The sequence below is a fragment of the Corynebacterium guaraldiae genome, from assembly GCF_053480195.1.
Genome location: NZ_JBRBAU010000005.1, coordinates 136,526 through 154,430, shown reverse-complemented (window position 1 = coordinate 154,430; position 17,905 = coordinate 136,526). Strand labels below are relative to the sequence as shown.

The window sequence follows — 17,905 nt, the reverse complement described above, 5'->3', positions numbered from 1 at the left end:
TGCGAGGTGTGCATGAATCTGGAAGATGTGCGCGGCGTGGTCGCGGTGGCGGACCATGGGCTCGTCGGCGCGGCTGCCGACGCCCTCGGGCTTTCTCAATCCGCGCTGACCCGCCGCGTGCAGCGCATCGAGGCGGAGGTGGGGGCCAGCCTCTTCGAGCGCAGCGGCCGGCGCCTGCGGCTGAATGCCCGCGGCCAGGCATTCGTGGAACACGCTCGGCGGATGTTGATGTCCGAAGCTGCCGCGCGCGATGCCGTGTCCCGCCTCATGGATCCGGAGCGCGGCACCGTGCGCCTCGACTTCATGCATTCCTTGGGCACGTGGATGGTCCCGGAGCTGCTCAAGGCCTACCGCGCCCAGCATCCCCACGTGGATATCCGTCTGCACCAGGGTGCGGCCCGCGAGCTCGTGGAGAGGGTAGCCGCCGGCGAATCCGACTTGGCGCTGGTCGGCCCCCGCCCTACGGCCCCCGGACCGCTAGGGTGGCACCAGCTCAAACTGCAACGCCTCGGTCTAGCGGTTCCGGAAGGCCATTGGGCCGCAGGGCGAGACAGGGTGCGGATGGAAGACTTCCGCGATGAACCCTTCATCGGCATGCTGCCGGGCTATGGAACGCGCATGTTGCTCGACTCCCTAGCGAGCGAGGCCGGCTTCACCCCGCGCCTCGTCTTCGAATCCATGGAGCTCACCACCGTGGCGGGCCTCGTGGCCGCTGGGCTGGGATCGGCTCTGTTGCCGCTCGACGACCCCTACCTCAAAGCCCGCAACCCCGTCCCCCTGCAGCCCGCGGCCTACCGCGAGCTAGGACTGGTGTGGAGGAAGGGCGATGATGCCCCGCCGGTCGAGCACTTCAAGGATTTCGTCGTGGCCCGCACCGCTGAGGGCAGTAGCTTGGTCGAGGCCGACTAGCTGCCGAAGGGAAGCTTAGCGGCCAGAGCAGCGAGCGTCTTCGGGGTAGAGACCTCGTGGGGCAGCCAGGGGATGGTGTGCACCGGTTGGCCCGGCAGTTTCACCGCGAGCAATGCGAGGGCCGCGCCGCGTTGCTCTCTATGACGTTTAAGTGGGGGCAGAAGGGGTGTAGTCCATCACCCTCACGGGTCGCAGATTGCCTTTGCCGAGAGGCCAACTGCCCTACATGACGAAGATCCGCGCGGATCGGCAATGACGGCGTATAACTTTGGCAGCTCGGGCAGTTTCGGCTCGCGCGCCGGGATTGGGCGCCCCTCCGCGAGGCCTGTAGATGGATGAAAACGCGAAACCGCGCTGGGGCCTCAACGAAGAGGCCCCAGCGCGGGATGAAGCTACGTGGCCTTAAAGGAGGCCACAGTGCTTACTTGGTGGCAGCAGCGTAACGCTCAGCAACGTCATCCCAGTTGAAGACGTTCCAGACAGCCTTAACGTAATCAGCCTTCACGTTCTTGTACTGGAGGTAGAAGGCGTGCTCCCACATATCCAGCATCAGCAGCGGGGTGAAGTTCACGGAGATGTTGCCCTGCTGATCGGTCAGCTGCTCAATAATCAGGCGGCCAGCAACGTGGTCGTAGCCCAGAACTGCCCAACCGGAGCCCTGCAGGCCGGTAGCAACAGCGGAGAAGTGAGCCTTGAACTTCTCGAAGGAGCCGAAGTCGCGGTTAATAGCCTCAGCCAGATCACCGGTCGGCTCGCCGCCGCCGTTCGGGGAGAGGTTCTTCCAGAAGATGGAGTGGTTGGTGTGGCCACCCAGGTTGAAGGCCAGGTTCTTGGACAGAGCGCGGATGGCGTCAGCATTAGCCTCGCCGTTGCGCTGCTCCTCCAGAGCCTCGAGCGCAGCGTTAGCGCCAGCAACGTAGCCAGCGTGGTGCTTGGAGTGGTGCAGCTCCATGATCTCAGCGGAGATGTGCGGCTCCAGGGCATCGTATGCGTAGTCGAGTTCCGGAAGTTCGTAAACAGCCATTTGTTTCATCCTTTCTTTGGGGTACGAGGCCCCATGGTAGGGCCCGGATGAGAATTTGGCCACAATAATTTTTCTATGGGAGTCGCCGTGAACAAAAACCTGGATTGCGGGCAGTGCGGCGGAGTATAAGAGGGAGGACAACGCTAAGTGTAAGGAGAACCCAGCATGTTTCTTTTCAAGCCAGAACCCACGCTGGTGGCAGCTAAGGACGCTCTTCCCGGGCGCGCGGAGCCTGTTCTTGAGAACCCGCAGCCCCACGCGGTCCTGGGCACTCCGATTACCGGCCCGTGGAAAGAGGGGCAGAAATCCCTCATCATTGCCATCGGTTGTTTCTGGGGAGCCGAGAAGATGTTTTGGGAGACCGAAGGCGTGGAGGCAACCTCCGTGGGCTATGCGGGCGGCACCACGCCAAACCCCACCTACTACGAGGTCTGCCGCGGGCTGACCAACCATGCGGAGTCTGTGCAGATTACCTATGATCCACAGCGCGTGAGCCTGCGCGACCTTGTGGTTAAGGCCTTGGAAGCTCACGACCCCACCCAGGGCTTCCGCCAAGGCAACGACGTGGGCACGCAATACCGCTCGGCCTTCTACCCAGAGACTGAGGAGGAACGCGCGGAGATTCAGAAGCTCGTGGATTCCTACGCGGGCAAGCTAGCCGACGCCGGCTTCGGCGCCACCACCACCGAAGTCACCCTCCTCAGTGAGACGGACTCAGGCCAGTACTACCTGGCTGAGGACGAGCACCAGCAGTACCTGCACAAGGTGCCCAATGGCTACTGCCCGCACCACAGCACCGGTGTGAAGTGCGGCTAGAGCTGTTTGCGCACGTGCGTGCGGAAGTCGGAAGGTTTGTTGAGCTGGTCGCGCTCCACGAAGACCCGCATGCGCTCGGCTAATTCCGGGGTGAGTTGAGTGCGCGTTTGGGATCCAAGGACGGAATCCCAGTACCAGAAGGTCTCCTCGAAGTAGTTGTGCCCGTGGCCGCCGGGCACGTTGAGGGAGTTGATCTGATCCAGGGCCACCTGCCAGAAGGTGATGAACGGGTGCCAACGCAGATTCTTAAAGGTATCCGCGTACAGGGTCTGCGGGGTGGGCTCGTGGATCCAGTTGGGGCGGGTGTAGATGAGCTTGCTGTCCCACCACACGATGGCGTCGGAGGCGTGCTGGCCCACCGCCACGCGCGGGCGTTCCCAGCGGCCATAAGGTTCGCCGAAGGCGTCGTGCTCCATGTGGGCAGGAACGGCGGCGAAGCGGAGGTGCCGGCCGCCGTCGATAAGCGGCAGGCGTTCCAGGGAACCGCGTTCACGGTGCAGGCGCCGCATGAAGCTGGTCATCCGCGGAGGTCCGGTGAAGACCGCACCATCGCAGGCGGCGAGGAGTTCCTCGAGCGTCTCAAAGTTCTCCACGATGGCATAGCAGCCCAGCGACTCGCCGCTGAAATACAACTTGGGGCGGTTGTCCTCAGGGAGGAGCTCGAGGCGGTCATGGACGGCCGCGATGAGCTCGCGCGCAAAGGTGCGGGAGAGGTTCTTGTCCACCAGGTAGGAAAACATGGAAGGCAAGTAGTCGAATTGCAGGGCCACGGTGGCGCAATTGCCCCGCGTGAGGAATTCGTATCCACTGACCGCATAGTTATTGATCCATCCTGAGCCGGAGGGCATTTGCAACACGATCGTGTCGCGGTGGAACGCACCCGTGCGGTCCATCTCCGCCACCGCGTGGCGTGCGGCGGCGTGCGGGCCGCGACCGCGAATGAGTCCGATATAGATGCGAATTGGCTCGTGGGCGCGCTCGAAGTGCATGACCTCCTTGATGTCCTGGGCGCGCGGGCCGCGGTCAAGAAACGCTCTGCCCTGTGAGCCGACGGCCGTCCAAGGCTCATGGGACCAGGGGCTGCCAGAGCGCTCCGGCTCCCACGGCATGGCGGAGCCCGGGTATACCAGCTTGTTGAGTGCAAGGCCTTGGACGGAGGCCTTGCGGAGCAGGCGACGCCACACCATCCGGTCGCTGACCAGGGCGGTGGCGAAGCCGACCGCGCCGCCGGCTAGAGGCCAGGCAATCCACCTGGGCAGCCAGCGCTGGACCTGGAGGGACAGCTGAGTGACGGTGAGCTGGGCTGCCTCCCCCACAACGAGCAAGGCGCCGTAGCCAGCCGTGCCCACGGCCATGCCCAGTGCTGCGGACTGCGGGCCGCGGTCATTGAGCTTTCCCACGAGCCGGGCTTGCTCCGTCTGATTGCGCAGGGAACGTATGCCTGTGATGAGCGAGCCAACCCCAAGTGCGTAGTAGGAATAGCGCCGAGTGGTGGGGCCGACGCGGTCCTGGGGGCGGCGGCCAGCGTGGTGCAGCGCGCGCTTGGCAGCGAAGGCCGCGGTGGTCGCGGCGAGGTGTCCAGCGCCTTGGCCGATGGCCACGTTGGCGGCGGTGACCCACCACGGGCGGGGCAACAGCGATGGGGAGACGGCTGCCCACGTTGCGACTTCGGCGCCGAAGAGCCCGGGCCACATGTTTTGTGGCAGGCGCCGCCGGCCAGTCATGCGCATGCCGGGCGTGAGATCGCTGATGATCTCCAAGGAAAAGATTGCAGCCTGAAGGCCCGTGCGGGCGGTTCTGAGGGCGATGCGGCGCGCAAGTTGACGCATGCTGGCCATTGAACCAGCTTTAGGTGCGACGTGCAGCGCAGCATCCATAGATGTCCGATCAGACATGAAAATGTGAGATCGGACTACTGGGTCTGTGAATTCGGGCGCATAACGAGCAAAATTCGGACATTGGGGGCACAATAGGAGGCATGGGAAATCATGTTGGAAACAAAGTAGTACTCATCGGCGCGGGCGACGTTGGAGTTGCTTACGCCTACGCTCTGGTCAACCAGGGAACTGTTGACCACCTGGCCATCATCGACATCGACGAAAAGAAGCTCGAGGGCAACGTCATGGACCTCAACCATGGTGTTGTCTGGGCCCCGTCCCGCACCCGCGTGACCAAGGGCACCTACGAAGACTGCAAGGACGCCTCCATGGTCGTCATCTGCGCCGGCGCCGCTCAGAAGCCCGGCGAGACCCGCCTGCAGCTCGTGGACAAGAACGTCAAGATCATGAACTCCATCGTGGGTGACGTCATGAAGAACGGCTTCGACGGCATCTTCCTGGTCGCCTCCAACCCGGTGGACCTGCTGACCTACGCGGTGTGGAAGGCTTCCGGCTTCCCGCACGAGCGCGTCATCGGCTCCGGCACCGTCCTGGACTCGGCCCGCTACCGCTACATGCTCTCTGAGATGGATGACGTGGCGCCGACCTCCGTCCACGCCTACATCATCGGCGAGCACGGTGACTCCGAGCTGCCGGTCGTCTCCTCCGCCAACATCGCTGGTGTCTCCCTGTCCCACCGTTCTGAGAAGGACCCGGGCTACAACGAGCGCATCGAGAAGATCTTCGAGGACACCCGCGACGCCGCCTACCACATCATCGACGCCAAGGGCTCCACCTCCTACGGCATCGGCATGGCCCTGGCCCGCATCACCCGCGCGGTCATTCAGAACCAGGCTGTCGCACTTCCTGTCTCCGCTTACCTGCAGGGTGAGTACGGCCACGAGGATGTCTTCATCGGCACCCCGGCCATCGTTGACCGCTCCGGCGTCAACCGTGTTATCGAGCTGGCCCTCGATGATCACGAGAAGGAGCGCTTCGAGAACTCCTTCAACACTCTCAACACCATCAAGGAAGAAATCTTCGGCTAGTGAAGATTGTCGCCCACAGGGGATACTCCGGGAAATATCCGGAGCTATCCCCTCTTGCCTTTGAAAAAGCGCTCGAGCTTCCCATTCACGGCATCGAGTGCGATATCCGTCTGAGCAGCGACGGCAAGGTGGTGGTTCACCATGATCCCACCCTGGACCGCACCACGAATGGCTCAGGCCGAGTGTCTCGCATGACATGGGAGGAGCTGCGCCGCCTCAAGATTGGCGGCGGCCAGCGCATGCTGCTTCTCGACGAGCTCCTCGAGATGCTCGGCGATAAGAAGCATCACCTCTACATCGAGACCAAGCATCCCTCGGGGCAGGGCGACATCCTCGAAGAACAGATGGTGCTGCGGTTGCGCTACGCAGGGCTTGTCGACGACCCCCGGATCCACATGATTTCCTTTTCCCACCGGGCCATCCGTCGAATGGCGGCGCTCGCCCCGCATATCGACCGCATCTACTTGCGCCGCGATTGGGAGCGCCATTTCAACCGCCCGGACATCCTGTTATCGCAGCCCACGGGCCTAGGCATGTCGCTGTTGCGCGGCAAGCTCCAACCTGGTGCCATTGGCGCGCACGGCTTGCCCACGTACATGTGGACCATCGATAAACCTGAGGATATGAAGTGGGCGTGGGCCAATGGGGTGGATATTCTCGCCACGAACCAGCCGGAAGTGGCCCTGCATGCCATTGAGCTGTAATGAACAGGTAAGTTGTTCAGTATGGCCAAGAAGAAAAAGAAGAACGAACAGCTGCCGGAGGGCATGTCCCGCCGCCAAGCTAAGCTCGCTGCCCGCGCCGCCGAGCGCGCTGCCCTGGAAAAGGACCCCCGCCCCTTCGGTGGGCTCGCCGCTGAGGCTAGCCTCGTCGCCCTGCAGGAATTCGTTCCTTCCGCAACGGCGAAGCTGTCTGTGAAAGGCTTTGACAAGGACGTTTACGTCGCCACCGTGTTGCCCGGTGCTACCGCGGCACTCATCCGTGATGAGGAGTCCGGCGGTGAGGCCTTCGTGGGCCTGCAGGTGCAGTCCCACACGCACAATCCGGGCCGCGACCTGGCTTTCGCCCTGAACTGGGTGAAGAACAACGCGCCGGGTTCCACTCTCGAGTCCACCGCTGCTGATGGCTCCCAGCCGGAGCTCAAGGAGCTGCTGGAGGAGGACGCCGAGCTGGAGATCAACGTCTACCAGGACTTCGCGTGGTGGATGCCGGAGGGCGCGCAGGTCCCGCCGCATATGGCGCAGGCTCTGCAGCGCGCCAACGATTCCGTCATTGAGTCCTACCAGGTAGGCCAGGAGGCCGAGGGTTTTGTGGGTACCGCCTTCTGGGCTAATGCCGGTGGCGGCAAGGCGCACATCCGCTGGGTCCGCCCCTGCGATGACGAGAATGCTTTCCTTAACGCCCTTGCGCGCATCGCCGCTCGCGGTGAGCTCAACCTGGGAGAAAACACCAAGTTTGCCGGCGTTTTCCGTACCCACGGCCTCATCGCTCCGGTCTTCGACCTCGATCCGGAGGTTGCGCACGATTCCTACGAGGCAGAGTTGTCTCGCGTGAATAAGGCGCTGGAGGAGGAGATCTCCAACGACGCCAACCTCGACGCCGATGAGCGCAAGCAGCTGCAGAACATCAAGTCCCGTCAGGTGACGCTGCGCTAGTATCTCGGTGCCTTCGCCCCCGAGGCGCGGGTACGAAACGATCAAATAAGGCTCCAAAACCACAAGGTTTTGGAGCCTTATTTGATCGAAACGACCGGCCGAAGCCTTAGCGCATGGAGTCCCAGAGCGCTTGGGCTTCGGCGTCGTCCCAGAGGACGACGTTGCCCACGACTGTGTCCTCGAAGCCGCCGATGGGAACCGTCTTCGTCTCCACGCCGGAGGCCATGGATAGCGCCACGCGGGCAAGGTGCCAGACGTGGTCCTTCTCGTTGACGATGAAGGAGTCGGCGGTGTGGTTAACCAGTGAAATTGCCTTGAAGGGGTTGCCGATGGTGGAGAAAGACGTTGCCTTATCCAGCAGTGCGGCGAAGAATTCGCGCTGGCGCTCCACGCGGTCCAAGTCACCCATCGCGGTGGCGCGGGTGCGCACGTAGCCGAGGGCATCCGGCCCGCGGAGCTTTTGGCAGCCCGCTTGGAGGTCGATGCCGGCAAGCGGATCGTTGATGGGCTCCTTGACGCAGATATCCACGCCGCCGACGGAATCCACGACGTTGGCCAAGCCGCCCATGCCGATCTCCGCATAGTGGTCGATGTGGAGGCCGGTGGCTTGCTCCACGGTTTGGGTCAGCAGCTGTGGGCCGCCGTAGGTAAAGGCTGCGTTGACCTTGTCCATGCCAAAGCCGGGAACGTCGACATAGCTATCGCGTGGAATGGAGACCAACTGGGCCTTTCCGGATGCGGGAATGTGCAGCAGCATGATGGTATCGGTGCGGCCGACGCCCACATCGCCACCGGTGCCTAGCTCCGCCTGTTGTTCTTCAGTGAGCCCCTGGCGCGAGTCCGAACCTACGAGCAGCCAGTTTGTACCAGAGGTTTGTGCCACCTGCTCGGTGGGCAGGGCATCGATGCGCGTTAAACGCGAATCCGTCCACAGGGTGAAGGGCACCATGAAGACGAGGGCGATGACGACGATCCAGCCCAGGCAACCGAAAGCCTGCTTGGCTGGGTTTACTTTCTTGCGGCGGCTGTGCGGGCGACCTTCGGCACGCCTGCGGGTGGGGGCTTGCGGAGCATAGCTACGCGGTGGGGCATCCGGGGTGTACCGATTGGCGCGGACAGCAGGCTGTTGCGAAGGTACGCTCCGGCGGGGCGCTGGGCGCGCAGGGGAGCGCTGGGCCATGTAGGCGTCGACGTCGAAGCGGGTCTCCTCCGGCCGGGAACGCCGCGCGCTGGGGCGCTGAGCGCGGGAGGATGAATGCGCAGGATTAGCTTGCTGCGCGGATGGACGGCGGCGCACCGGTCGGCCGTAGCGATCACGCAAGGGCTGCCCGTCGGCACCAAGGACGAACTCGCCAGCGTCATCACCGGCTGCGTGTGAGCCGCGTGGGCTGGCCATGTTCCGGGGGCGGGAAGGGCCTGCAGAGCTAGCGGAGTCCGCGCGGCGAGGTCTGCCGTGGGGCTCGCCGGCACGGCGGGCTTCGCGCTCTGGATCGCGTCCTTGGTAGGTCATGGGGAACACTGTACCGCGAAACAACTTCTGCCCCACCTATCACACAGGGGGCGGTAGCTGTCTTTTCGCTGTGGCTTGCTGATAGCTCTTATTTAAGCGCCGAAGAGGAGGGCGTAGCCAACGAAAGCGATGGCGTCGATAAGAAAGTGCGCGATGACCAACGGCCACACCTTGCCCGTGCGGTGGAAGTACCAGCCATAGACCACGCCCATGATGATATTGCCGAAGCCCGCGGAAACACCCTGGTAAAGGTGATAAGAGCCGCGCAGGATGGAGGAAGCCGCCAGCGTTGCGGGCAGGGCCCACCCAGACTGCTTAAGCCTGGTCATGAGCCAATACACCACCACGAGCTCCTCCGCCCAGGCATTAGCAAAGGACTTGATGAGCAGCACGGGAATCTCAATCCGCGTATCGAAAGCTCCCGGGACGACCTCCTTGGTCCAGCCGAAGTGCAGCGCTATGTAATACAGCGCCAGACCCGGCAGACCGATTACCGCCGCCAACGCCGCGCCATGCAGGCCATCCCGCCACTGCGGGCGGGGTGGAGAGGAAATCAAGTACAGAGCAAGCGCTCCCCACGCGAAGAGCACCGCGGCACTGCACAGCTGGAAGGCGAGGTCGAGCAACGTAGTCGCTGACTGCGAAGCGTTGATGGTGACCGATTGCTCATTGAGCGGCGCCGGGTTGAGCAGAGAATCGGTCAGACGCAACGCGGCGCGCACACCCGAAATACCAAAGGTGATGGTGAGGACGATGAGTATTTCCGCCCGCAGGCGTGAGCGCGCGCTCATGGGTGAAGCACCTGGGCGAGGCCGAGGAGGGAGGACTCGTCAAGCGTGATTGACCCTAAGTGCACGCCCACCGGCGGGTGATCGCGCACCGGCCACGGCACGCAGATGGCAGGCAGCTGCGCCACGTTGAACAGCGAGCCCCACGGTGACCACCGCGTTTGCTCATCGAAGTTGGCCTGGTGATCCAGCGCCAGGAAATGCCCGCGCCGCGGCGGATCGAAAGCCAGCATGGGACTCAAAATGGCATCCACGTCCCATTCCTGGGCCAGCATCTCCGGCAGCTGAGCGGCATGGGCGCGGGCCGCGGCGAATTCGGAATCCGTGACGCGGCGGCCCTTCGCGCGAATCCATTCCGCGTAACCCTCCGCAAAGTCGAGGCCCGCCAATCTCCGGGTGAAGATGTGCTGGAAGGCCTCAAAGGTGCGGGCAGCTTGAGGGTAGGCAGAGATGGCGACGGTTTCGAAGCCGGCGCCTTCAAAGGTGGCGGTGGCCTCCGCGACCGCGCGCAGCATGTGCGGGGCCACCTCGGTTTTAGCGAAGAGGGAATCCGTTAGCACGCCAATGCGGGCGCGTTGGGCACGCGGACGAAGGCCATGCAGCGCGGCGGTATCGGCGATGCTGCGCGTGATGAACCCCTGCACCGAGAGGTCCTCGCCGCCGGGCTTAAACCCGACGACGCCGCAGGCAGCGGCCGGAACGCGGATGGAACCGCCGCCATCGGAAGCATGCGCGGCGCGCAGCAATCCTCGCGCCACCTGGACCGCTGCCCCGCCGGAGGAACCGCCCGGCGTATGGCCGGGATAGAGAGGATTATCCGGGTGGGGCAGGCCGACAGGTTCGGTGTCCACACGCAGGCCCAGCTCGGGTGCGGCGGACTTGCCGACGACTCGCGCGCCGGCGTCGATAAGCTCCTGCACAAAAGGATCAGTCTCCTCCGCCACGTAGGCACGCTCGGCATGGCCGAGCGTGGTGGGCATGCCGGCGACGTCGTTGAGATCCTTGACCGAGAGAATCCACCCGCTCAAGCGCCCGTGTGCCTGTGGCCGGCGCTCGAGATCGAGATACGTGAAGCCGTGCTCAGCAGGGCTCAGGCCCGCTAGATCCTCGCGCAGCTTGTCCAGTGTGAACTCGGTTCTCTCCATGGCGGCTCAGTCTAGTAGTTGAGTGGGATAAAGTTGCTGCCATGAGCACCACCATCGCATTCCTCGGGCCCGCCGGAACCTTCACAGAAGCGGCGATGCAGCATTTTGCCGCTGACTTTGACTCCCCCGAGGGCCTTCCGGTGAGCTCGCCGGCCGAGGCGCTGGCGGCGGTGCGCTCCGGTGCGGCGGACTATGCCTGCGTGGCCATTGAGAACTCCGTGGACGGACCCGTCACGGCTACTTTTGACGCGCTTGCCGACGGCTCCCGGGTCCAGATCTACCGCGAGGTAGACCTGCCGGTGTCCTTCTCCATTCTGGTGCGCCCCGGCAGTTCCAGCCACACAACCTTCTCCACGCATCCTGTGGCCTACCAGCAGGTACGCGGTTGGTTGGAGCAGAACCTGCCGGACGTGGAGTATGTCCCGGCGGCGTCGAATGGCGCGGCAGCGCAGGCCGTGGCGCGCGGGGAGGTGGACACTGCGGCTGCCCCTGCCCGGGCAGCGGAGGTCTTCGGGCTGGACTCGATTGCGGAGAATGTCGCGGACGTTGCCGGGGCCACGACCCGCTTCGTCCTGGTGGGGCCAGCCGGAAAACCGACCGAGCGGACCGGCAACGACAGGACGTCGGTCATCTTCACCCTGCCCAACGAGCCCGGCTCCCTCGTCGGCGCCCTCCAAGAATTCGCGCACCGCGGGGTGGATCTTTCCCGCATCGAATCCCGACCGCTGCGCACCGTCTTCGGTAACTATCGCTTCCACGCCGACCTCATCGGGCACATCGAGGACCAACCGGTGGCGGAGGCTTTGCGGGCGCTGTGGTTGCGCGCGGAGAACGTCGTTTTTGTCGGCTCCTGGCCTTCCGCGGTAAAACTCGGGGAGGGCCCACGGGATTTGGCGCGGCTGAAAGAGGCCGATGACTGGGTAGCGCAGGCGCGCACCGGTCAATAGTGTGGTGAAGCATGACCGGAAGAATCATCCTCCTGCGCCACGGCCAGACCTATTCCAATATTGACCGCATCATGGATACCCGCCCGCCGGGCGCCGAGCTCACCGAGCGCGGCCGCGGCCAGGCGGAAGATGTCGGCCGCGAATTGGCTGAGCTGTGCGCAGGCCGCCGCGTGCGATTTGTGTGTTCTATTGCCCTGCGCGCCCAGCAGACGGCGATGCTGGCCGCCCGCACATACGGCGAGGCAGCCGATGAGCGCAGCGTTCCGGTGGAGGTGCTCGTGGGCCTGCACGAGGTCTTCGCCGGCGAACACGAGATGAGCGGCAGCGAGGATACCCACCGCGAGTACATGGTGGCGCTGCGCGGCTGGGTTGACGGCGACCCGGAGGCCCGAATGCCGGGCGGTGAAAGCTACGTGGACGTGTTGGGGCGCTACCAGCCTGTGCTGGAGGATCTCGCTGCTGAGCTGGAGGATGATGAAGACATCGTCGTCGTTAGCCACGGCGCCGCCATTCGTGTGGTGACGACGCACGCCTGCGGCGTGGACCCCGATTTTGCCTACACCGGATACATGCCTAACTGCCGCTTTACCCTCATGGAGCCCCAGGGCCAGCCCTTTGGCCAGTGGGTGCTGAGGCGCTGGGCGGATACCGAAGTTTAGTTCATTGCGGCCACGGTAGGTACCTACCCCCAGCCGAGCTCGTGGAGACGGTCCTCCTCGAAACCAAAGTAGTGCCCGACCTCGTGGAAGACAGTCACCATGACTTCGTGGGCGAGCTCTTCTTCCGAGTTGCTTATCGCCTGCAAAGGCTGCCGGTAGATCGAGATGGTGTCTGGCAGGTGGCCGGTGTGTGAGGCCGTGCGGTGGGTGAGCATCACGCCCTCGTAAAGCCCAAGCAGGTTGGGGCTATCCGGGTGCTCTTCTTCGACGAGGATGACCAGGTTGCGCATCTGATCGACGAAGCGATCCGGGATCTTGTCCAGGGCCTCGCCGACTAATTCCTCGAAGCGTTCCTCGCTGACCTCGTACATGTGCTTACTCCCTGTTGAGCGGACGGGGGTTTATTGGGCCGGTGCCACGGCTTCAGGCGCGGCGGGATCGGCGTTCTGCCCGGCCGGCTGGGCATTCTCGCTGCCCTGCTGGGAGTTCTGCTCGGCTGGCTGGGCATTCGGGTCGCGCAATGGGTTGCGCTTCGGCTGCTCCGTGGGCGGGGCGCCATTGATGCTCAGGGCATCACGGCCGCCCGTGGCAGAGCCGGTGATCTCGGAGAAGTGGCCGTCCTTGATGTGGATCAGCGAGCAATTCACCGAACGGGAGCCTCCCTCCCACGATTCGCGGCTCATCGCGCCCCAGAAAGGCTGCAGCGTGGATTGGTAGAGATTCTCCTCGCCGCCCAGGTAATCCATGGCGTTCTGGGTACACGTTTCGGAGAGGAATTTATCCATCTCTTCATCGCTGGGGTAAGCATCGGGGAACTTCTCTGCCAGGCTGATGACGGACACGGTCTCCATCTGGTGCGGTTCCTGGCACGGCACGGTGCTGACTACCTGTTTGTCATCCACCTTGCGGCATTCGCCGGGCTTGGCGACGATCGCCTGGTCCACCTCGCTGACCTTGCCCGTGGACTCCTGCGGTACGCCGTTGGCGTCGGTAGTCTGCAGGCCGCACAGGAGGGTGCGGTCACCCTGATCCCAGGAACCGGCCGGCGGAAGGATGGAAGCAATGTCGTAGCGTCCGTTGGGATCCCATTTGCCGTTGAGGTAGCTCACCGTGGGGGCCTCGCATAGCTCGTCGCGCAGGGCGTTTTGCCGCGTGACGTCTGGGCGCTTGGCGTTGGGGCCGAACTCGCTGGTGGGGTAGGCGCTGAGATCCTCTCGGGCGGAGACCTCGAAGCGGTGCGGTTTATCGCAGCTGGTCTGCTCAAAACTTGTGGCAGTGCCGTCCGGGGCGATATCCCACGTCACACACGAGCCCGCGGAGGCGGTGGTGAAGGATGCGGCTTCGCCTTCGGAGGAATCAGCGGCCTGGCTACCGTCGGCGCTGGGGGAAGCGGAGTCATGTGCGGCCGAATCGGTGCCAGTTGGCCCGCCGCTGAAGAGACCGTAGAACGCCAAGAAGACGGCCGCGGCCACGGCAGCAACGAGGACGACGCGGATGGCGGAGGCGGAGCGCCACGCAGATGAAGTGCTCATAGAACTCTTCATACTACCCCCTCAACGGCCCGGGCTTCTAGCCCGCCCAAGGCTAAGGCGGCGGGAGAATCACTAGATGCGCGAGCGGGAGACGTGTGTTGTGAGCCGGTAGCGGTCGGTGCGGTAGACCGAGGAACACCATTCAACCGGGCGGTCCCCGGAGCGGGCGAGGCGGGTGATGTGCAGGAGCGGGGTGTTTGGGGGGACGTCGAGAAGCTCGGCGATGTCCTCCTCAGCTGCCACGGCGGTGACGGTTTGTTCGGCCTCGGTGATGGGGACCTTGAAGGTGTTATCCAAAATCGAGTAGACAGAGTTGTAGATGTCATTTTCCAGCAGCGTGGGCGCGAAGGCAGAGTTATACCAGCCATCGTCGATGGAATAAGGCTCGCCATCGCCCAAGCGCAGGCGCCGCAGGTGGGTATGGGAAACCGAGGCTTCCGTACCGAAAAAGGCGCAGACTTCACCGGGGGCGGCGCTGCGTTCACCCAGCAGGATGCGCGAGGAGGCCTGTACTTTCTGATAGCCCATCTCATCAGAAAAGGAGGCCAAATGAAGCCGGGAGACCAGCGGGTTGGGGGCCACGAAGGTGCCTTTTCCTCGCACGCGGCGCAGGCGGCCTTCAGCTACTAGGTCACCGATGGCGCGGCGCACGGTGATGCGGGAAACGCCGTATGTTTCCTCGAGGATGCGCTCGCCCGGAAGGATGTCACCGGGTTTGAGAGTGGTTCGGCAGAGCTCGGAGAGAATATCCCGCAGCTGAGCGTGCTTGGGCACGGGGCCGTCGGTAATAATGTGAGGTGCCATGTTATCCATGATAATCCGCTGGTTATTACCAGCGCAAAGGTGTGGCCGTGCGCTAAACTGTCCGGCGTGATTGATCTCAAGTTTCTTCGCGAAAATCCCGATGTCGTCCGCGCCTCCCAGGTAACCCGTGGGGAGGACCCCGCCTTGGTGGACCAGCTGCTCGCCGCCGATGAACAGCGCCGCGCGGCCATTGTGAAGGCAGACCAGCTGCGCTCGGAGCAGAAGGCCTTTGGCAAGAAGATTGGCCAGGCCTCCCCGGAGGAGCGCCCCGCGCTGCTGGAGGGCTCCAACGAGCTGAAGGAGAAGGTCAAGGCGGCCGGCGAGGAAGCGGCCGCAGCCGAGGCCAAGGTGACGGAGCTGCAGTACCAGCTCTCCAACGTGGTGGAGGGTGCCCCGGCGGGCGGTGAGGATGACTTCATCGTGCTCGAGGAGGTCGGCGAGAAGCCGCAGTTCGACTTCGAACCGAAGGATCACCTGGAATTGGGTGAAACGCTGGGGCTTATCGACGTCAAGCGGGGCGCCAAAGTCGGTGGCGCACGTTTCTACTACCTCACCGGCGATGGAGCCTTCCTGCAGCTGGGCATGCTGATGTTGGCTGCGCAGAAGGCCCGCGAGGCCGGTTTCCAGCTCATGATCCCGCCGGTGCTCGTGCGCCCGGACGTCATGCAAGGCACCGGCTTCCTGGGCCAGCACTCGGATGAGATCTACTACCTGCCGGCGGATGATCTCTACCTGGTTGGTACCTCCGAGGTGGCTCTGGCCGGCTACCACAAGGAAGAAATCATCGACCTGTCGAAGGGGCCGCTGCAGTATGCGGGCTGGTCCTCCTGCTTCCGCCGCGAGGCGGGTTCTCACGGCAAGGACACCCGCGGAATCCTGCGCGTGCACCAGTTCGACAAGCTGGAGATGTTTGTCTACTGCAAGCCGGAAGACGCCGAGGAGATGCACCAGAAGCTGCTGAACATGGAAAAGGACATGCTCGCGGCGATGGAGCTTCCCTACCGCACCATCGACATCGCGGGCGGGGATCTGGGCTCCTCCGCGGCGCGCAAGTTCGATAACGAGGCGTGGGTGCCGACTCAGGAGACCTACCGCGAGCTCACCTCGACCTCGAACTGCACCACCTTCCAGGCCCGCCGCCTGTCCACGCGCTATCGCGATGAGAACGGCAAGACCCAGTACGCCGCTACGCTCAACGGCACCCTGGCTACCACCCGCTGGCTCGTGGCCATTCTGGAGAACCACCAGCAGGCGGACGGCTCCGTCGTGGTTCCGGAGGCACTGCGCCCATTCGTGGGCAAGGACGTTCTGTACCCCGTAAACTCCTAGAAGAACGCGGCGCGCGGCGGCTCGCGCGCCGCTTACTTTTGTCCCCTCCTTGCTGCCTTCCGCCGGCGGCGAGGTCTTAAGCATTTGGAGCACTATGAGCGCTGTGGCTAACTTCCTCTACCGGCAGATCACGCACATCGGGCGCGGGGTGACTATTGCTCAGGGGCTCAAGATGCGCTTGTCCGGGGAGGAGAATATCCCGGATAAGGGCGGGGCCGTCATCGTGTGCAATCACACCGGCTACATGGACTTTCTCTTTGGGGCTTTCCTGGCGTACCGCAAGCGCCGCTTGGTGCGCTACCTGGCTAAGGCCTCTATCTTTAAGACGCCGGTGGCGGGGCAACTGTTTCGGCTGATGGGCCATGTACCGGTGGATCGTATCGATGGTGGGGCGTCGATTGTGAAGGGCATTGAGCTGGCCAAGAGCGGGGAGCTCGTTGGGGTGTTCGCGGAAGGGACGATTTCCCGCAGCTTCGAGATTCGCAGCATGCGCAATGGCGCAGCGCGGATTGCTCATGGCGCGGGGGTGCCGATTATTCCGCAGGTTATCTTTGGCTCCCAGCGCCTGTGGACGAAGGGGCAGAAGAAGCACCTGGGCCGCACGAAGACGCCTGTGCTGATTAAGGCCTTGGAGCCTTATTACACGACGGGTGACTTTGACGCGGACATCGCTGAGGTACGCCGCCGGATGCAGGAGGCCCTGGAGGGCCTGTGGGCCGACTACGAAGCGGAGTTTGGCCCGATGCCGGCCGGCGAGTTCTGGGTGCCGGCACGCAAGGGCGGCGGCGCCCCGACGTTGGAGGAGGCAGAGGCCCAGGACTCCGAGGTGGAGAGTGAGCGCTACCGCGTGCGTCGGCTGCGCGATGATCTGACAAGCCTTAAGGACCGCGTCTCCGAGGCCACGGTGGAGCTTATGCGCGACCGGATGGCGCTGATGAAGCCGGGCAGTAACGAGGAAACCGGTACCGCAGAAGCTGGAGCCGACGCCGCAGAGAAGAATCGCCCGCGTACTGCGCCGGAAACCCTCGAGTGGATCAAGGAGAACCTCAACTCGGTGGTTGAGGAAGCCATGCGCGGCGTCGGGGAAGGCCGCGACAAGGTCACGGAGGTCATGGCGCAACTGAAATCCGACGTGATGGAAGCCCAGGCCTCGATGACGGCGAGCAGCAAGGAGATTTTCGCGGGATCCGTGGTGGAGCAGGGCTTGCTGTCTGCGGCGACGCAATCGCGCATCATCGTTTCCCGCCTGCCTCACCGGGTGAAGGCTGAATACTCTGAAGCGCCGCGGGTGATTGCGGCAGATCAGAGTGCGTTGAGTATGGAGAACGGCGAGATTTCGAAGCGGCTCCAGGAGGCGCTTGTACAACTGCACCCGCAGGTTGAGGAAGTGATCGTGATTTCGCCGCAGGGCGAGGTGCTGGACGCTGCGGCTTTTGGGGATCTCCCCCAAACCTGCTGGCGCATTGCCTGCGCGGACGGGGCCGAAGGGGTGCAGTTTAACGATGCCCCTGGCGGCGCAGTGGTGACCGCGTCTTCGCCTGCGGAGGGGTTGGCAGCCGTGGTGAAGAAGATCGGCGCCGAGTCCAAGGATCTCTTGTTCTTTGCCAACGAGCCAGGGGATGAGACCTTTGCGGAGGGTGGGGAAGGCGTCGCTGTGCATATGGTGGCGCTGGAGACCGCCCCCATTGAGGTGATTAAGGCTGCCCGTGCGGTGACGTATTCCTCGGAGCGTTATGGCATGGCTGAGGTGTTGGAGGCGATGGCACGCCTGCAGCGTGAGAAGGAATAGGCGTTAACATCCTCGGTGTGCCGAGGGTTGCAAAAGTCCGCAAACACCCCCGCAAGGGGGTGTTATTTTATT

17 protein-coding genes are annotated in these 17,905 nt (G+C 63.7%); 9 read left to right on the top strand and 8 right to left on the bottom strand.

Translation table 11 applies throughout. The features are described 5' to 3' along the window. Positions 1 to 12: 12 nt before the first annotated feature. Positions 13 to 909 (top strand): LysR family transcriptional regulator, encoded by an 897-nt coding sequence (locus tag ACUY3D_RS05670; protein ID WP_239249465.1) that lies wholly within the window; start codon positions 13 to 15, stop codon positions 907 to 909. 421 nt (positions 910 to 1,330) lie between these two features. On the opposite strand, the gene ACUY3D_RS05665 is transcribed toward ACUY3D_RS05670, so the two are convergent. After that, positions 1,331 to 1,933, bottom strand: coding sequence for a superoxide dismutase (locus tag ACUY3D_RS05665; protein WP_269948841.1), 603 nt, complete (start codon positions 1,931 to 1,933; stop codon positions 1,331 to 1,333). A 165-nt stretch (positions 1,934 to 2,098) separates the two neighbouring features. Between ACUY3D_RS05665 and msrA the strand changes: the two genes are divergently transcribed. Continuing rightward, positions 2,099 to 2,749 carry a peptide-methionine (S)-S-oxide reductase MsrA gene (msrA, locus tag ACUY3D_RS05660; protein WP_144014303.1) on the top strand — a complete coding sequence of 217 codons (651 nt, stop codon included), beginning with the start codon at positions 2,099 to 2,101 and terminating at the stop codon, positions 2,747 to 2,749. On the opposite strand, the gene ACUY3D_RS05655 is transcribed toward msrA, so the two are convergent. Then, complete coding sequence (locus ACUY3D_RS05655) at positions 2,746 to 4,587, bottom strand: alpha/beta-hydrolase family protein (protein WP_448240573.1); 1,842 nt, start codon at positions 4,585 to 4,587, stop codon at positions 2,746 to 2,748. The two genes, msrA and ACUY3D_RS05655, sit on opposite strands and share 4 nt — an antisense overlap. Positions 4,588 to 4,727: 140 nt before the next feature. Between ACUY3D_RS05655 and ACUY3D_RS05650 the strand changes: the two genes are divergently transcribed. From ACUY3D_RS05650 to ACUY3D_RS05640, 3 genes are read left to right on the top strand one after another with little or no spacing between them, the layout of a single operon-like run. Further along, on the top strand, positions 4,728 to 5,675 hold the full coding sequence (locus ACUY3D_RS05650) for an L-lactate dehydrogenase (RefSeq protein WP_070523884.1): 948 nt from the start codon (positions 4,728 to 4,730) through the stop codon (positions 5,673 to 5,675). After that, positions 5,675 to 6,379, top strand: coding sequence for a glycerophosphodiester phosphodiesterase family protein (locus tag ACUY3D_RS05645; protein WP_070523881.1), 705 nt, complete (start codon positions 5,675 to 5,677; stop codon positions 6,377 to 6,379). The genes ACUY3D_RS05650 and ACUY3D_RS05645 overlap by 1 nt, the downstream gene beginning before the upstream one ends. A 21-nt stretch (positions 6,380 to 6,400) precedes the next feature. After that, positions 6,401 to 7,330: a DUF5926 family protein gene (locus tag ACUY3D_RS05640; protein WP_154736578.1), complete on the top strand. Its 930-nt coding sequence runs from the start codon at positions 6,401 to 6,403 to the stop codon at positions 7,328 to 7,330. Between the two features lie 106 nt (positions 7,331 to 7,436). Here ACUY3D_RS05640 and ACUY3D_RS05635 read toward each other — a convergent pair whose 3' ends face one another. From ACUY3D_RS05635 to ACUY3D_RS05625, 3 genes are all read right to left on the bottom strand, one after another. Further along, positions 7,437 to 8,726 carry an LCP family protein gene (locus tag ACUY3D_RS05635; protein WP_269948874.1) on the bottom strand — a complete coding sequence of 430 codons (1,290 nt, stop codon included), beginning with the start codon at positions 8,724 to 8,726 and terminating at the stop codon, positions 7,437 to 7,439. A gap of 206 nt (positions 8,727 to 8,932) precedes the next feature. After that, positions 8,933 to 9,631 carry a CPBP family intramembrane glutamic endopeptidase gene (locus ACUY3D_RS05630; protein ID WP_269948845.1) on the bottom strand — a complete coding sequence of 233 codons (699 nt, stop codon included), beginning with the start codon at positions 9,629 to 9,631 and terminating at the stop codon, positions 8,933 to 8,935. After that, on the bottom strand, positions 9,628 to 10,773 hold the full coding sequence (locus ACUY3D_RS05625; RefSeq protein WP_448240570.1) for an amidase: 1,146 nt from the start codon (positions 10,771 to 10,773) through the stop codon (positions 9,628 to 9,630). The genes ACUY3D_RS05630 and ACUY3D_RS05625 overlap by 4 nt, the downstream gene beginning before the upstream one ends. A 41-nt stretch (positions 10,774 to 10,814) precedes the next feature. Here ACUY3D_RS05625 and pheA point away from each other — a divergent pair, with 41 nt between their 5' ends. After that, complete coding sequence (pheA, locus tag ACUY3D_RS05620) at positions 10,815 to 11,720, top strand: prephenate dehydratase (protein ID WP_070531800.1); 906 nt, start codon at positions 10,815 to 10,817, stop codon at positions 11,718 to 11,720. A gap of 11 nt (positions 11,721 to 11,731) precedes the next feature. Beyond that, entirely contained in the window at positions 11,732 to 12,379 is a 648-nt protein-coding gene (locus ACUY3D_RS05615; RefSeq protein WP_070531803.1) for a histidine phosphatase family protein, read from the top strand. Between the two features lie 23 nt (positions 12,380 to 12,402). Here the strand turns inward: ACUY3D_RS05615 and ACUY3D_RS05610 are convergent, their stop codons facing one another. From ACUY3D_RS05610 to ACUY3D_RS05600, 3 genes are all read right to left on the bottom strand, one after another. Next, the gene (locus ACUY3D_RS05610; protein WP_070531807.1) at positions 12,403 to 12,750 is read right to left on the bottom strand and encodes a metallopeptidase family protein; all 348 of its coding nucleotides are present in this window, start codon (positions 12,748 to 12,750) and stop codon (positions 12,403 to 12,405) included. A 30-nt stretch (positions 12,751 to 12,780) separates the two neighbouring features. Then, entirely contained in the window at positions 12,781 to 13,911 is a 1,131-nt protein-coding gene (locus ACUY3D_RS05605) for a septum formation family protein (RefSeq protein WP_448240566.1), read from the bottom strand. Between the two features lie 72 nt (positions 13,912 to 13,983). Beyond that, on the bottom strand, positions 13,984 to 14,715 hold the full coding sequence (locus ACUY3D_RS05600) for a GntR family transcriptional regulator (protein ID WP_448240564.1): 732 nt from the start codon (positions 14,713 to 14,715) through the stop codon (positions 13,984 to 13,986). A 66-nt stretch (positions 14,716 to 14,781) separates the two neighbouring features. Here ACUY3D_RS05600 and serS point away from each other — a divergent pair, with 66 nt between their 5' ends. After that, entirely contained in the window at positions 14,782 to 16,044 is a 1,263-nt protein-coding gene (serS, locus tag ACUY3D_RS05595) for a serine--tRNA ligase (protein ID WP_070531816.1), read from the top strand. A 94-nt stretch (positions 16,045 to 16,138) separates the two neighbouring features. Continuing rightward, on the top strand, positions 16,139 to 17,833 hold the full coding sequence (locus ACUY3D_RS05590; RefSeq protein ID WP_070562214.1) for a lysophospholipid acyltransferase family protein: 1,695 nt from the start codon (positions 16,139 to 16,141) through the stop codon (positions 17,831 to 17,833). Positions 17,834 to 17,905: the final 72 nt, after the last annotated feature.

Bases quoted from the DNA above. Each gene is read 5' to 3' on its own strand.
- ACUY3D_RS05615 (WP_070531803.1), top strand. From the start codon at position 11,732: ATGACCGGAAGAATCATCCTCCTGCGCCACGGCCAGACCTATTCCAAT.
- ACUY3D_RS05650 (WP_070523884.1), top strand. From the start codon at position 4,728: ATGGGAAATCATGTTGGAAACAAAGTAGTACTCATCGGCGCGGGCGAC.
- ACUY3D_RS05625 (WP_448240570.1), bottom strand. From the start codon at position 10,773: ATGGAGAGAACCGAGTTCACACTGGACAAGCTGCGCGAGGATCTAGCG.
- pheA (WP_070531800.1), top strand. From the start codon at position 10,815: ATGAGCACCACCATCGCATTCCTCGGGCCCGCCGGAACCTTCACAGAA.
- ACUY3D_RS05665 (WP_269948841.1), bottom strand. From the start codon at position 1,933: ATGGCTGTTTACGAACTTCCGGAACTCGACTACGCATACGATGCCCTG.
- ACUY3D_RS05610 (WP_070531807.1), bottom strand. From the start codon at position 12,750: ATGTACGAGGTCAGCGAGGAACGCTTCGAGGAATTAGTCGGCGAGGCC.
- ACUY3D_RS05590 (WP_070562214.1), top strand. From the start codon at position 16,139: ATGAGCGCTGTGGCTAACTTCCTCTACCGGCAGATCACGCACATCGGG.
- ACUY3D_RS05655 (WP_448240573.1), bottom strand. From the start codon at position 4,587: ATGGCCAGCATGCGTCAACTTGCGCGCCGCATCGCCCTCAGAACCGCC.
- ACUY3D_RS05600 (WP_448240564.1), bottom strand. From the start codon at position 14,715: ATGGCACCTCACATTATTACCGACGGCCCCGTGCCCAAGCACGCTCAG.
- ACUY3D_RS05640 (WP_154736578.1), top strand. From the start codon at position 6,401: ATGGCCAAGAAGAAAAAGAAGAACGAACAGCTGCCGGAGGGCATGTCC.
- ACUY3D_RS05635 (WP_269948874.1), bottom strand. From the start codon at position 8,726: ATGGCCAGCCCACGCGGCTCACACGCAGCCGGTGATGACGCTGGCGAG.
- ACUY3D_RS05605 (WP_448240566.1), bottom strand. From the start codon at position 13,911: ATGAGCACTTCATCTGCGTGGCGCTCCGCCTCCGCCATCCGCGTCGTC.
- msrA (WP_144014303.1), top strand. From the start codon at position 2,099: ATGTTTCTTTTCAAGCCAGAACCCACGCTGGTGGCAGCTAAGGACGCT.
- ACUY3D_RS05630 (WP_269948845.1), bottom strand. From the start codon at position 9,631: ATGAGCGCGCGCTCACGCCTGCGGGCGGAAATACTCATCGTCCTCACC.
- ACUY3D_RS05670 (WP_239249465.1), top strand. From the start codon at position 13: ATGAATCTGGAAGATGTGCGCGGCGTGGTCGCGGTGGCGGACCATGGG.